The 12,670-nt window shown below is 62.4% G+C and carries 12 protein-coding genes; 5 read left to right on the forward strand and 7 right to left on the reverse strand.

The genetic code is table 11. The features are described from left to right. Positions 1-107 precede the first annotated feature (107 nt). Positions 108-890: a TorF family putative porin gene (locus tag OEG81_RS09895; protein WP_264129067.1), complete on the reverse strand. Its 783-nt coding sequence runs from the start codon at positions 888-890 to the stop codon at positions 108-110. 298 nt (positions 891-1,188) lie between these two features. Here OEG81_RS09895 and OEG81_RS09900 point away from each other — a divergent pair, with 298 nt between their 5' ends. The 3 genes from OEG81_RS09900 to OEG81_RS09910 are packed head-to-tail and all read left to right on the forward strand — an operon-like array spanning position 1,189 to position 4,722. Next, a complete protein-coding gene (locus OEG81_RS09900; RefSeq protein WP_264129068.1) occupies positions 1,189-1,476 on the forward strand; it encodes a twin-arginine translocation signal domain-containing protein in 288 nt (95 codons plus the stop codon). A gap of 12 nt (positions 1,477-1,488) precedes the next feature. Further along, positions 1,489-3,489, forward strand: a complete 2,001-nt coding sequence (locus tag OEG81_RS09905) for a LodA/GoxA family CTQ-dependent oxidase (protein WP_264129069.1) — start codon at positions 1,489-1,491, stop codon at positions 3,487-3,489. A 3-nt stretch (positions 3,490-3,492) separates the two neighbouring features. Then, entirely contained in the window at positions 3,493-4,722 is a 1,230-nt protein-coding gene (locus OEG81_RS09910; protein ID WP_264129070.1) for an NAD(P)/FAD-dependent oxidoreductase, read from the forward strand. A 12-nt stretch (positions 4,723-4,734) separates the two neighbouring features. Here the strand turns inward: OEG81_RS09910 and OEG81_RS09915 are convergent, their stop codons facing one another. The 4 genes from OEG81_RS09915 to OEG81_RS09930 form a co-directional block, all read right to left on the reverse strand. Further along, positions 4,735-6,249, reverse strand: a complete 1,515-nt coding sequence (locus OEG81_RS09915; protein ID WP_264129071.1) for a YifB family Mg chelatase-like AAA ATPase — start codon at positions 6,247-6,249, stop codon at positions 4,735-4,737. 154 nt (positions 6,250-6,403) lie between these two features. Then, positions 6,404-7,399, reverse strand: a complete 996-nt coding sequence (locus tag OEG81_RS09920; RefSeq protein ID WP_412034138.1) for a glycosyltransferase — start codon at positions 7,397-7,399, stop codon at positions 6,404-6,406. A 124-nt stretch (positions 7,400-7,523) separates the two neighbouring features. Then, a complete protein-coding gene (locus OEG81_RS09925) occupies positions 7,524-7,799 on the reverse strand; it encodes an accessory factor UbiK family protein (protein WP_264129073.1) in 276 nt (91 codons plus the stop codon). A 110-nt stretch (positions 7,800-7,909) separates the two neighbouring features. Next, positions 7,910-8,353 (reverse strand): hypothetical protein, encoded by a 444-nt coding sequence (locus OEG81_RS09930; RefSeq protein WP_264129074.1) that lies wholly within the window; start codon positions 8,351-8,353, stop codon positions 7,910-7,912. A gap of 537 nt (positions 8,354-8,890) precedes the next feature. Between OEG81_RS09930 and OEG81_RS09935 the strand changes: the two genes are divergently transcribed. Then, a complete protein-coding gene (locus OEG81_RS09935; protein WP_264129075.1) occupies positions 8,891-9,229 on the forward strand; it encodes a P-II family nitrogen regulator in 339 nt (112 codons plus the stop codon). Between the two features lie 94 nt (positions 9,230-9,323). Continuing rightward, positions 9,324-10,550, forward strand: coding sequence for an ammonium transporter (locus OEG81_RS09940; protein WP_264129076.1), 1,227 nt, complete (start codon positions 9,324-9,326; stop codon positions 10,548-10,550). A 39-nt stretch (positions 10,551-10,589) separates the two neighbouring features. On the opposite strand, the gene ptsP is transcribed toward OEG81_RS09940, so the two are convergent. Both ptsP and OEG81_RS09950 read right to left on the reverse strand, forming a co-directional pair. Continuing rightward, positions 10,590-12,281, reverse strand: coding sequence for a phosphoenolpyruvate--protein phosphotransferase (gene ptsP / locus OEG81_RS09945; protein ID WP_264132556.1), 1,692 nt, complete (start codon positions 12,279-12,281; stop codon positions 10,590-10,592). Between the two features lie 94 nt (positions 12,282-12,375). Continuing rightward, a complete protein-coding gene (locus tag OEG81_RS09950) occupies positions 12,376-12,645 on the reverse strand; it encodes an HPr family phosphocarrier protein (RefSeq protein WP_264129077.1) in 270 nt (89 codons plus the stop codon). Positions 12,646-12,670 lie beyond the last annotated feature (25 nt).

A 12,670-nucleotide genomic window follows, 5' to 3' on the forward strand; every position in this document is an offset into this window, starting at 1 on the left:
ACACGGCCAACGCATGCCGGCACGAAGGGCGACAGCCGCCCGGCCCGGCCGCCGGGCGGCTGTCGTCCGAAGAAGGCGGCGCCCCGCCGCCCGGTGCGCGCCCCTTCTTAAAAAGCCTTGGAAAGCATCAGAACCGCTGCCGAGCGCCCCAGGTATTTCCCCTTGGCGCTGGTATAGACGTTTCGGTCGGCATTCGTGTCCACATAAGCCAACGTTGCCGTATAGCCCCCTTCCCACTCCTTCTTGAGCGCCACCGACCAGTCCGTGTATGAGCCGTCCTCCAGGTTCCGGACTTTCTGGTAGCCCACGTGGGCGTTCAGGGCCAATCCCCACACGCCGGTGGGGAAGCTGCCGGAAAGATCGTAATACTGGCTGTTCCTGGAATCGGGAACGCCGAACAGATTGGTGAATGAATGGGAATACTTGAAGCTTACCGGTCCGTAGCTCAATCCCAGATAGCCTTCCGTCGTGTCCGGCTTGGTGAATCCGGACGGGTAGCTGCCTGGATAATAGTAATGCAGCACGCCCACATCGACGGACAGATCGCCCCAGATGTTCCGCGTATACCCGGCATAGAAGTCCATTTCGACCGACGACGACACGTCGGGGTCGGCATCGGACAGCCAGCTTATGCTGGAGTTCCAGTTCCCTATATAGAAGCCGCTGGCATGCTTCAGGTCGAATCCGCCCTGTATCGCCGGCTTGTTGTTGCTTTGCATCAGGCCACGATAACGATACTGGCTGGCCAGCGAGACATTGGCGCCGAGCGTGAAATCGGACGACGCCGGCGAGGCGCCGGCCTGGGGTTCTGCGGAAGCTTGCGCGTGCGCATTGACACTCGCCAGCAGGCCCAGCGTGACGAGCGATAGCGCAAGAGAGGAACGAGCCATGAACTACTCCTTGGAATGACACTGATGAACAGCGGATCAATGCTTCCAAACGCAAAACCCATGCCAGATTTTCCAGGCGGCCTTCCCCATGGGCAGGGGCCGCCCTCTTCTTTCCACCGTCCCATCCGGATGCATTGCAATGAGACAAAACGTGTCCGATTCGGTGCGGATGCGCTAACATCGTGCCCACCCGCCCTACCGACCGGTCGGAGCAGAATTAAAATATTGTTTCATTTTGTAATTATCTATATACTAATCTTGACCCAAAAACATGCTGAAAACCCAGGAGCAAGCAGCCATGAACATCAAGCGTAGGGATTTCGTCAAGGGCTGCGCGGCAGCCTCGGCCTGTATGGTGTTGCTGCCTGGCATCGCCAGCGCCGCAAAAGGCCAGAACGCAAATAACACACAGGCCTCAAGTGCCGACATCGAAAAATCGATCAAGGCGGGCTTTGGCGGCGGCTTTTCGGTACGGGGGCATTCCCGGTCAAACGGACTGACCTACGCCAATATCGAACATTCCGGAAACCGTTACGCAGTCGCCTCCGCAGATTTGCTGGACTGGAAAATCGTCAGCTCCCTTTAAGGAAAACAAGCCGTGTCCGACACCATCAAGAGCATACGCATACATCCCGGCATTGGCATCGCCCGCCTCGGAGACAGCGATGAGTTTTACATTGGCCCCGAAGCGCCCGGAATCGTAGTCGATCCGGGCGGTAGCGGCGGCCCCGGGCCAAACGGCGGAACCTACCGCGACAGCGGGGCACGGCTGAAACGCCAGGCGCAACGGTACCGGGTATATGCCTACGACGCCAACGACAAGGTCGTCGCCGAACTCACGTCGGATTCAAGCCTGGTGCAATCGCTACGCTGGCGGGTCCACGTCAGAAACATGAAAGCGGCCAATTACGCATTTCAGGGCGCATATCTGTTTGACCCCGATCAACTGCGCAACCCGTCCATACAACCCGGCAAGAAACCGTCCGAGCGCGATCAACTCATCATCGATCCCGGCGTGCATACGATCGCTTCCGGGCAGACCGAACCGGTTGTCATGAAGGGCGATGTTTTCACCGGCATTGAAAAAGGTTCGCTGCCAGGCGAGTTGCGTTTCGAGGGCTTCACGCCCAAAGACCCTTCGAAAGAAGTTGAAGTCACTTACCAAGCCGCCAAAGACATCGAACTGGGGCAGTTGCGCCTCGACTCCAAAGATCGCCTGCTGTTCGTTCCCGCGCCCGGAAAAGGCGAATGCGTCACCACCCCCAAGGTGGTGTTGTCCAATCCCAGCGAATTCGTCAACCCTCCGAACGGCCCCGACAACGGTAAAAACCCCTTAACCAACCAGTTTGCCTATTTCAACATTCCAGGCTGGTGGGACGATACCTGTGGCGGCGAAATCGACGTCACGGTCACGCTTAAAGACGGTACGGTCCTGAGCACTCGCGACAACGTGAAATCCGCGACGGACGAAGGCACACGAAACCCTCGAGCCGGAGCATGGATCGTTACCGCGCCACCGAAGTTTGCGCCTCACATGTACCACGTGGTGTCCATCCTGGATCGCGTCTACGAGGCCTTTCCCGAGGCCTATCCCCACACCGGGCAAAAAACGAATTTCTACCGCGATGTCTATCCAGTCTTCGCCCATGCGGTCAACTACGGCTGGGTCAGCCCCGAGGCGGCCGGCGTCGCGCCCGAAACAAAGAACCGCGCCCATGGCCCGGGACAGCCGGGCAACCTGCTCCTCCCCCAGTACATGGAGTTGCTGGCCAATCCAAGCGAACAATACAAACCCATACGGCAAAGAATCTACAGCCTGATGCGGCACGTTCCCGGAAAAAGCGGGAAGCTGGTCGATACCCTGCTCCCCGCTCCGCCGCAACGGCCTACCAGCTGGAAGAACGAAGAGTTCCAACGCACTGAAAACGCCTCCCAGATGCCCAAGCTGTGGGGCACGGCGGGCAAGCCCTTGCAGAATCAGCAACTGGGCAACAATTTCCCCGATCAGTTCCTGAGCCTGACCGACTGGCAACTGAAGCATCTAAAGAACTGGGCGGACGGAAACTTTGAGGTCGGCACTCTGCAAGATCCCGTGCCCCTCGAGAAACTGCCCTTGGCCGAACAGCCGCATGCCCTCGATAGTTCCGCTCTCCAACCGACCATAGGCGGAGGTTTTCACCCGGGCATAGAATTCCCCTACTTGATCATCTATCGCGAATATTTCGCCGAGGCGTTTCGCGTGGGCAAAGACAACGAGCCTGGCGCGATCTCCGCCTATATGTCCAGCCCCTGGCAGGGTGACTTCTGGTCGTGTAACGTGGCGTGGTGGCCCACGCAAAGACCGGATGTCGTTTTCGAGTACGATCAGAAGACCCAGACCAGAACCTATAAAGAATGGTTCCGCGGATACGATGCCGACGGCGAACCGCTCTCGTCCACCGATGGCTACCACCAAATGGCCTTTGCGTGGCCGAAGCTGGGTATGGTGCTTCCAATCAAGGCCGAGGACGGCAGCTTCGTGAAAAGCCAGGGTGCAACCGTATTCGTCGAACAAGAGCGCGACCCGGCACTGAACCGCCCACCCGCCAAGGGAAAATAACTCGTGCCGCCGACCGGGCAGGACTTGGCCGAGACAACATGGGATGTGGTTATCGTCGGCGCCGGGCCGGCGGGCGCGGCAACCGCGATTACGCTGGCCAAGTTCGGCCAGCGGGTGCTGTTGCTGGAAGAGCGGACCTCCCCCAGCTTCAAGCTGGGGGAATCGCTGCCACCGACCTCCATCGGCCTGGTCAAGCATTTCCTGGGCGAGCTCGACGGCCCTGAACAGAACCTTCCCGGCCTGTTCAGAACCGCCGGCAATGTCTCGCTCTGGGCAAGCGAACAGGCCGACATCGCGGACTTTTTCTTCACACTGACCGGCTTCGGCTTGTGCGTCGAACGGTTGGCTTTCGATGAAGCGCTGCGATCGAAGGCGGCCTCCGCCGGCGCAGCCCTGCTCAAGGGTGTCCGCTTTGAATCCTGCATGCGGCTCACTGACCCCTTGTTCAATTGGCAGCTGACGCTGCGTTCAGAAAAGCAGTCCGAGCGGCATCGCGCGCGTTACCTGGTCGACTGTTCCGGTCGGCGGGCCGTCGTGGCCAGGGCGCTGGGCATCCCGCTCGTCCCCAACGATGACCGCTTGTTCGCCTATGCGCAATGGTTTTCCTGCGCCGGCGAAGACGATGACCGCTATACCCGGGTTGAGGCCGCTCCGCAGGGCTGGTGGTATAGCAACCGCTTGCCAGGCGCCGAAAACAAGGAAACCAGGCGGTTGGTGGTCTTGCACTCCGACAAAGATCTGCCCGCAGCAAAAATGGCCGCGCGCCGGCAAGGCTTCGACCAGTTGCTGGATGACTCGATGCATATCGCACCCTTGCTCAAGGCCAGAGGCTATCAAGCTTCCGGAGAAATCCGGGGTGCGCCGGCCAATAGCCAACGACTGCGCGACTTCGTCGGTGATGCCTGGATGGCGGTGGGCGATGCGGCGCAAGCCTATGACCCGCTATCCTCACAAGGTATGGACAAGGCGCTCAGGACGGGCAGCCACGCAGGACACATGATCCATTACGCACTCACGGATCTTGCCCAGGGCGCAGCAGCACTGGATGGCGGCAATACATACATCCAGCAGTACGATGAGCAGCAGCGCCAGCTTTGGCACGCATACCTGAAGCAACGGGACTTCTACTATCAAGCTCAGCCCCGTTGGTCCGATCAGCCGTTCTGGCAGCGTCGGCGTCACGCCGACACCCCCCGCGCGGCGGACCCTCGCAAGATCAGCCAATTTCACTAAAGGCCTGCAACGTCAGCCCCAGGGCTGCCGATACTGTATGGCCTCGGCGATGTGCAGCGCGCCGATGCCGTCCTGGTCCGCCATGTCCGCCAACGTACGGGCCACGCGCAGACTGCGGTGCATGACCCGCGCCGACCAGCTCCAGCGCTCCATGGCCTGGGCCAGCAGTTGCCTGCCCTCGCCGTCCAGCGGACAGAAGCGCGGGATGTCATCGGCCCCCAGCCGGGCGTTGGTGGTTTTCTGGCGCCGCCACTGCCGGGCCCGGCATCTCAGCACCCGCATGCGAACCGGCCCGGAAGCCTCGCCCTCGGGAAGATCGATCCATCCCGGCTCCGCCGCCGGCAAGGCTATTTGCAGGTCCACCCTGTCCAGCAAGGGGCCCGACAGCTTGCCCCGATAGGCCTCGATCATGTCGGGCGTACAGCGGCAGTTCTTTCTTTTATGCCCCAGCCAGCCGCAGGGACAGGGATTCATGGCGGCCACCAGCTGGAATGCCGCCGGAAACGTCAGGGTGCGGGAGGAACGGGCTATGGACACGCAGCCGGTTTCCAGCGGCTCGCGCAGCGACTCGAGCACGCGGCGCTGGAACTCGGGCAATTCGTCCAGGAACAGCACACCGTGATGGGCCAGGCTGATTTCCCCCGGCCGGGGGTGGGCGCCGCCGCCCACCAGCGCCGGCACCGAAGCCGTGTGATGAGGAGACCTGAACGGAGGAAGATCGGAGCAGGCCTGTTCGCGGCCGCTCAGTCCGGCCAGCGCCGCGACCTCCAGCGCCTGTTCGGGATCCAGCGGCGGAAGCAAGCCGGGCAGGCGCTGCGCCAGCATGCTTTTGCCGGTACCCGGCGGCCCCGACATCAACAGGCTGTGGCCGCCCGCCGCCGCGATCTCCAGCGCCCGGCGTGCGAGGAATTGGCCACGCACGTCGGACAGGCAGGGAACGGCGCTTGCCGCCACGGCTTGCGGCGCCGGGACGGCGATGGGCAAGGGCCGGCTGCCGGAGAAATGGTCCACAGCATCCGTCAGGCTGGCCACGGCCAGCACGGTCAGGCCGGGGACTCTTGCGGCCACCTCGGCCGAATCGGGCGGCAGCACCAGGATGGCGTCCCGACCGCCGCGCGCCACGGCCAACGCGATGGCCAGCGGCGCGCTGACCGAAACAATGGCGCCGGTCAGGGAGAGTTCGCCGGCAAACACATGGTTCTGGACGTCGGGCTGGCTGCCGCCCGCTGCATCGGGCTGGACCTGCCCCGAAGCCAGAAGGACGCCCAGCGCGATGGGCAGGTCGTAGCGTCCGGACTCTTTGGGCAGATCGGCCGGCGCCAGATTGACCGTGATGCGGCCGGCGGGGAACTCAAAACCGCTGCTGACAATGGCCGAACGCACCCGCTCGCGGCTTTCTCGCACCCCCGCGTCGGGCAGGCCGACCACATGGAATGCCGGCAGGCCATGCCCGACATGGACTTCAACGCGCACCGCATAAGCCTGAAGGCCGCATAGCGCCCGGCTTGCCAAGACCGCTAGAGACATGAAGCACCCCGCCAAGTTTCCATCAGCCACCAGTATGGCGTTGGAATATGTGCAGGGAAGACCCCGGGGATGGATTGATCGCAGGCGGCTACTACCCGGACGCATCCACCGTAGCGTGGCTTATTGCGCGATGCGCCGCGGCGCTTGAGTTGTGCTACGGCGTGGCGGCGGTGGCCGCCACAGCCCTCCGGCCGGCAGTCACTTGCTCGATCACGTCCAGCCAATCCGCAATGTATCGATCCATGCCGAAGCGTCGCATCGCGGTCCGGCGCCCCGCCTCGCCCCAGCGACGTGCAAGCTCCGGATCGGCTATCAACTGCCGCATGACATCGACGATCAAGTCCTTGTCGGTATGCACAAAACCGTTTTCGCCATTGACGATGACGGTGGGCAGCTCTGTTGCCGCAACGCCCACTACCGGCATGCCGATCAGCATGGCCTCCACCAGCGCCAGGCCCAGGCTGGTGTACCGGATAGGCGTGTAGAAAAACCGATAGTGCGCCATCGCCGCGGCGACACTCAGATTGGAGACTTCGCCCAGGCCGCCCATCTGTTCGCTCTGCATGCCGATCAGATCCAGCGGAACGCGCTGACGGCTCCAGGCGAATAGATCCGCTCCCATGCGCCGCCCCCGTCCGGGCAAGCCGTTGATCACCGTGATGCCCGCCGCCCGCTCGCCGGTGTATGAGACCTTGGGATCAACGGGCACGCCATGTTCAATCACACGCGTCGGCATATCGCCCGCATCCCAATTAAGGGCGTTGTAATGCGTCACATGCACCAGCACACCGCAATCATGCCGGAAGCAATGCACGGTATCCACCGGGTAGGGACGCGGTGGATCGTGTTCAATATAAATGCTGGGCAGAGCCCGCTGCGCAGCGGTAAGAAGCAGCGGCGCGTCTTCTTCGTAGGCGGCTCTGGACTGATAGATAACGCAGTCGAATTCCTGCGTGGCAATTTCCTCGGCCGGGATTTCCGTGATGTTCCCGCCCCAGGGAATTTTGTTGCCCAGCGGCGAATAACCCGGCATGCCATCACGGCGCACGGGAATCACGAAATCGTGAGGCACCTGCGACAAGGCATACAGATAATTCCCGTGAACATGCCAGGTCAGGATGCGCAGCCTGCTGGGCAATTCTCGATCAATGATGTCCACCGTCTCCTCCAGGTTGAATGGGCCCAACCGGAAGGGCAAGCAAGTTTTATACCGGGCGGGCCGGCTTGCATGGATTGATCGCAGGCGGCTGCCGGCCCGCCCGGCCGTCCGCCGCCTAGACCGGACCGGTGGTGGAACCCGCCTGCAAGGGGGTGTCGGGCCGGCCTTCCAGCGCCTGGACCCTGGACTCCAGGGCGGCGATCCGCGTCATTGCCTTTTCCAGGAGCTGCGCCTGGACGTCGAACTCTTCGCGGGTGATCAAATCCATACGGGCAAAGGTTTGCGCCATCATGGCCTTGACGTTGCGTTCGATGTCGGCGGCCGGGCTCTTGGCGATGAGCTCGGACATGTTTTTCTGGAAGTCTTCAAACCAATCGCTGCGGTTGATCATGGCATTCTCCGTGGACGTCAGTCTCTAGTGTAATAAAAAAACGAGCCCCTGAAGGCTCGTTTCGCCGCTGCCGCGCCGCAAGCGGCACAGCGTGTCGGGCCACCAAATGCTTAAGGCTTGGCTTCAGTGGACGGCGTGGCGGCCGCGCCGCCGTTGGCCTGGTTGTTGCCGACCGAATCCTGGATGGTCTTGTCGGCCTTGGCCGCCCCTTCCCTGATGGCGTCGCCCATCTGGCTGGCCTTCTCGGCGGCGCTATCCTTCAACTCGACGGCCTTGTCCGAAATGGTGTTGGCCGCCTGCTTGGCTGATTCCTTGATCGTGCTGCCTTCGCTTGAAGAGGGAGCGGGGGTGGGCGCATCGCTGGGCGACGTACCTGGCGTGGGCTCCGGAGTGGGAGCGGGAGCGGGCTCGGGAGCGGGAGCGGGCTCGGGAGCCGGAGCCGGTTCGGGGGCCGGCATGGGCGCGGGCGCCGGAGCCGGAGCCTCCGCGCCCGGTGCGCCGTCCGCCGGAGGGGTTGCATCCTCGCCCTTGGAGCATGCGGCTAGCAGACTCATCGAGGCAACCATAGCGATAAGGGCTAGATGTGTGCGAGTCTTTTCCATGATATTCCTCTCTTGTGCAGCGTCGCGGGCATTCTTTGGCTGGCATCGGTGCGACTGACGATCCAGCAGCGAGCTTGTTACAACTGGCTTGGTAACAATTCTAGCCACAGAACACACGCAGGCAGCGAACCTAGTGTAATTCCTGATTTCAATAATATTTTTTATTCCTTTCTTTTTTCATGGGAATACCTTTTGCTCCGGGGGCTTACGCTTTTCGGCCCCGGCGCATGGTTCGAACATAAAGATACAAAGCCTCCACGTGGCCGATGTTTTGTTACAGATTTGTGCGCCTTATTCCTCTTGTGCCACATTGGTGCGCCGGCCGTCAGGGCGCACCAGCATGGCGAAAATCGGCACCAGCCGACAGTCCTCACCTCCCTTCTCTCGGACACCGAAGGCGAATCCCCCTTTCTGCAAGCGCTTTGGGCGCACTGAAAACATGGCATGCATATTGCGTAAACCTCGTCGTCTACCCTAAGAGGAACCGCAATGAAGCTGATCACCGCCATCATCAAACCCTTCAAGCTGGATGAAGTCCGTGAAGCCCTGTCCGATATCGGCATACAGGGGATGACCGTTACCGAAGTCAAAGGCTTTGGACGTCAGAAAGGCCATACCGAGCTGTACCGCGGGGCCGAATATACCGTCGACTTCCTGCCCAAGCTGCGCCTGGAAATGGCCGTATCCGAACATATGGTCGAACAGGCCATCGAGAACCTGTGCACGGCCGCCCATACGGGAAAGATAGGCGATGGAAAAATCTTCGTCACCGCCATCGAGCAGGCCATACGCATACGCACGGGCGAATCGGGGGAAAACGCCCTGTAAGCCGCGGGATCCCCGCATTTTTTGGATAACACGTCTACGCGCCGCGCGAGCCATCGGGCACGGCGGCGCCCTACCGACCTACTGGAGTTGAAAAATGGATAAAGCCGATCTGGCGTGGGTAAGCGTCTCGACCCTGCTTGTATTGCTCATGGTGGTGCCCGGCCTGGCACTGTTCTACGGCGGCCTGGTCCGCGCCAAGAATGTCCTTTCCGTGCTGATGCAGGTGCTTTCCACCTTCGCACTGGCGCTGGTCGTATGGTTTGCCTACGGCTATACGCTGAGCTTCACGGAAGGCAATGCGATCGTGGGCGGTTTTTCACGCGTGCTGTTCAGCGGCATGTTCGATTTGGGCAGCCAGCAATTCGCGCTGGCGGGCAGTATTCCGGAACTGAGCTTCGCCGCTTTCCAGGCGACATTCGCCGGCATCACCTGCGCGCTGGTCGTGGGCGGCTTCGCCGAACGCGTGCGCTATTCCGCCGTGCTGCTCTTCACCCTCATCTGGCTGACCTTCGCCTACATCCCCATTGCGCATATGGTATGGGGACCGGGCGGCTGGCTGCTGGAGCGCGGCGCGCTTGATTTCGCCGGCGGAACCGTGGTCCATATCAACTCCGGCGTGGCCGCTCTGGTGGGCGCCTACTTCATCGGCAAGCGCGTGGGCTACGGGCGCGAATCGATGCAGCCGCACAACCTGCCCATGGCCATGATAGGCGCCTCGCTGCTGTGGGTGGGCTGGTTCGGCTTCAATGCGGGTTCGGCCCTGAGCGCCAACGAAACCGCGGCCCTGGCCTTCTTCAACACCGTGATCGCCACGGCGGGCGCCATCCTGGCCTGGGTGCTGGCCGAATGGAAGTACAAAGGCAAGCCCTCGCTGCTGGGCGCGATATCGGGCGCGGTGGCCGGCCTGGTGGGCGTGACGCCGGCGGCCGGCCTGGTGGGCCCGGGCGGCGCGCTGGTCATCGGCATCGTCACAGGAGTCGTCTGCCTCTGGGGCGTCAATGGCTTGAAACGGATGCTGGGCGCGGACGATACACTGGACGTGTTCGGCATCCACGGGGTGGGCGGCATCGTCGGCGCGCTGTTGACGGGCATCTTCAATGCGCGCCCGCTGGGCGGCCCCGGCCTGGAAAGCCTGGGAGCCATCCCGCATCAAGTATGGCTGCAGCTGGAAGGCGTGCTGATCACCATCGCATGGTCCGCCGTGGTGGCCTTCATTGCCTACTTCATTGCGGACAAGGCATGCGGCCTGCGCGTTTCCGCCGAGGTGGAGCGCGAGGGACTGGACATCCACTCGCACGGCGAAACCGCCTATCAGCGCTAGAAGAACGGTGGGAACCTGGCGGTTTCCACCCTCATGATGCTAAACGGACAAGGCGGCCAGATCGATGCGTTCCGCTCGATTCAATGCGGATGCCACCTTGACTCTCAATGCATTCGAATGGGCCTGGCGGACTTCGTTCTTGACATCGAGCAGTTGCTGCGGATGCATGGAGAATTCAGTCAGGCCCAAGCCCAGCAGCATGCGGGTAACCCGCGAGTCGCCGGCGATTTCGCCGCATACCGCCACCGGCTTGCCGGCGCGTTCGCCGGCGTTGATGGTATGCGCGATAAGCCGCAATACGGCCGGGTGCATGGGGTCGTACAGATCGGCCACTTCGGCGTCGCCGCGATCGATGGCCAGCGTGTACTGGATGAGGTCGTTCGTGCCGATGGACAGGAAGTCCAGGTTCTCGACAAAGGGCTCGATGGCGATCGCGATGGCGGGAATCTCGACCATGGCGCCCAGGGAAATATTGCGGGCGTAGGGCTCGCCGCGCGCATCCAGTTCGGCACAGGCCGCCTCGATGGCGCTGCGCGTCGCGTGGACTTCGTGGATATGCGAGATCATGGGAATCAGGATGCGCACATGCCCATGCAGCGAGGCGCGCAGCAGCGCCCGGAGCTGCGTGGCGAATATCTCGGGGTTGGCCAGGCAATACCGTATGGCGCGCAGCCCCAGGGCTGGATTGGTCGCCACGGTGACGTCGCCGTCCAGGGTCTTGTCGGCGCCCAGGTCCAGGGTGCGTATGGTCACGGGACGGCCCGCCATGGTCTTCACGACCGAAGCGTAGGCCTGGTACTGCTCTTCTTCGGAGGGCAGATCGTGGCGGCCCATGAACAGGAACTCGCTGCGGAACAAGCCTATGCCATCGGCGCCCGCCTCCATGGCGGCCACGGCCTCCTCGGGCAATTCGATATTGGCTTCGAGCTTGATGGCGATGCCGTCCAGCGTAACCGCCGGAGCATGGCGCAGCAAAGCCAGTTCGGCGCGTTCGCGGGCATATTCGGCCTGCCGCTCGCGGTATTCCCGCAGCACGCTTTCCGGCGGATTGACCAGCACATATCCTGAAAACCCATCGGCCACCAGCATATCGCCATCGCGCACCAGCGCCCGGAAGTGGCCCAGGCCCACCACGGCCGGCACGTTCATGCTGCGCGCCACGATGGCGGTGTGCGAAGTCGGCCCGCCCAGGTCGGTCAGGAAGGCCGCGAAACGCCCGCCGCGCAGGCGCAGCATGTCGGCCGGTGAAATATCGCGGGCCACGACGATAAGCGGATCGCCGGAGTCGCCGGCGGAAAGATCGGGCAGCAGCGACGTGGAGCCGGACAGGACACGCAGCACCCTTTCGATGACCTGCCGGATGTCGGCGCCCCGCTCGCGCAGGTACTCGTCTTCCATCATGCCGAACTGCTCGGCCAGAAACTGGCCCTGGCTGGTAAGCGCCCATTCGGCGTTGTAATGCCGTTCGACGATAAGCGCGCAGGTCTGCTGCAGCAGCAAGGGATCGTCCAGCAGCATGCTGTGCACGGTCAGCAAGGGCCCCAGTTCGCGCGGGGCATCTTCGGGCAGCGTGCTGGCGATGAACTGGAGGTCGTCGCGGGCCGTCGCCAGCGCTTTCTTCAGGCGCTCGCATTCGGGCTCGACGTCCCGCGCCGCGATGCGGTAGTGCGCGACCTCGAGCGCGGCGGCGCTCATGACCGCCGCCTTGCCGATGGCGTAGCCCTTGACCACCCCCTGTCCCTGCATGCACAGCATGGCGCAAAGGCCGGGCACTTCAAGGGGATGATTCAGAGTCATGGGCGGCGCGGTCCAGGGGAAAAGGCGGCTATTCCTGTTCGCCGAACTTGTTCTCGAACAAGGCCTGGATATCGAGCAGGGCCTGTTCGGCATCGGCGCCCTGCGCATCGACCTTGACGGTAACGCCCATGCCGGCGGCCAGCATCATGACGCCCATGATGCTCTTGGCATTGACGCGCTGGGCGCCGCGGGCGATGAAGATTTCGCTGCTGTAACGGCCCGCCAGCTGGGTAAGCTTGGCGGCGGCGCGGGCATGCAGACCCAGTTTGTTGTTGATGACGATGTCGACGGATGGCATAGGACTCTTTATTTTTGATATGCAA

Source organism: Pollutimonas sp. M17, assembly GCF_025836975.1.
GTDB lineage: Bacteria > Pseudomonadota > Gammaproteobacteria > Burkholderiales > Burkholderiaceae_B.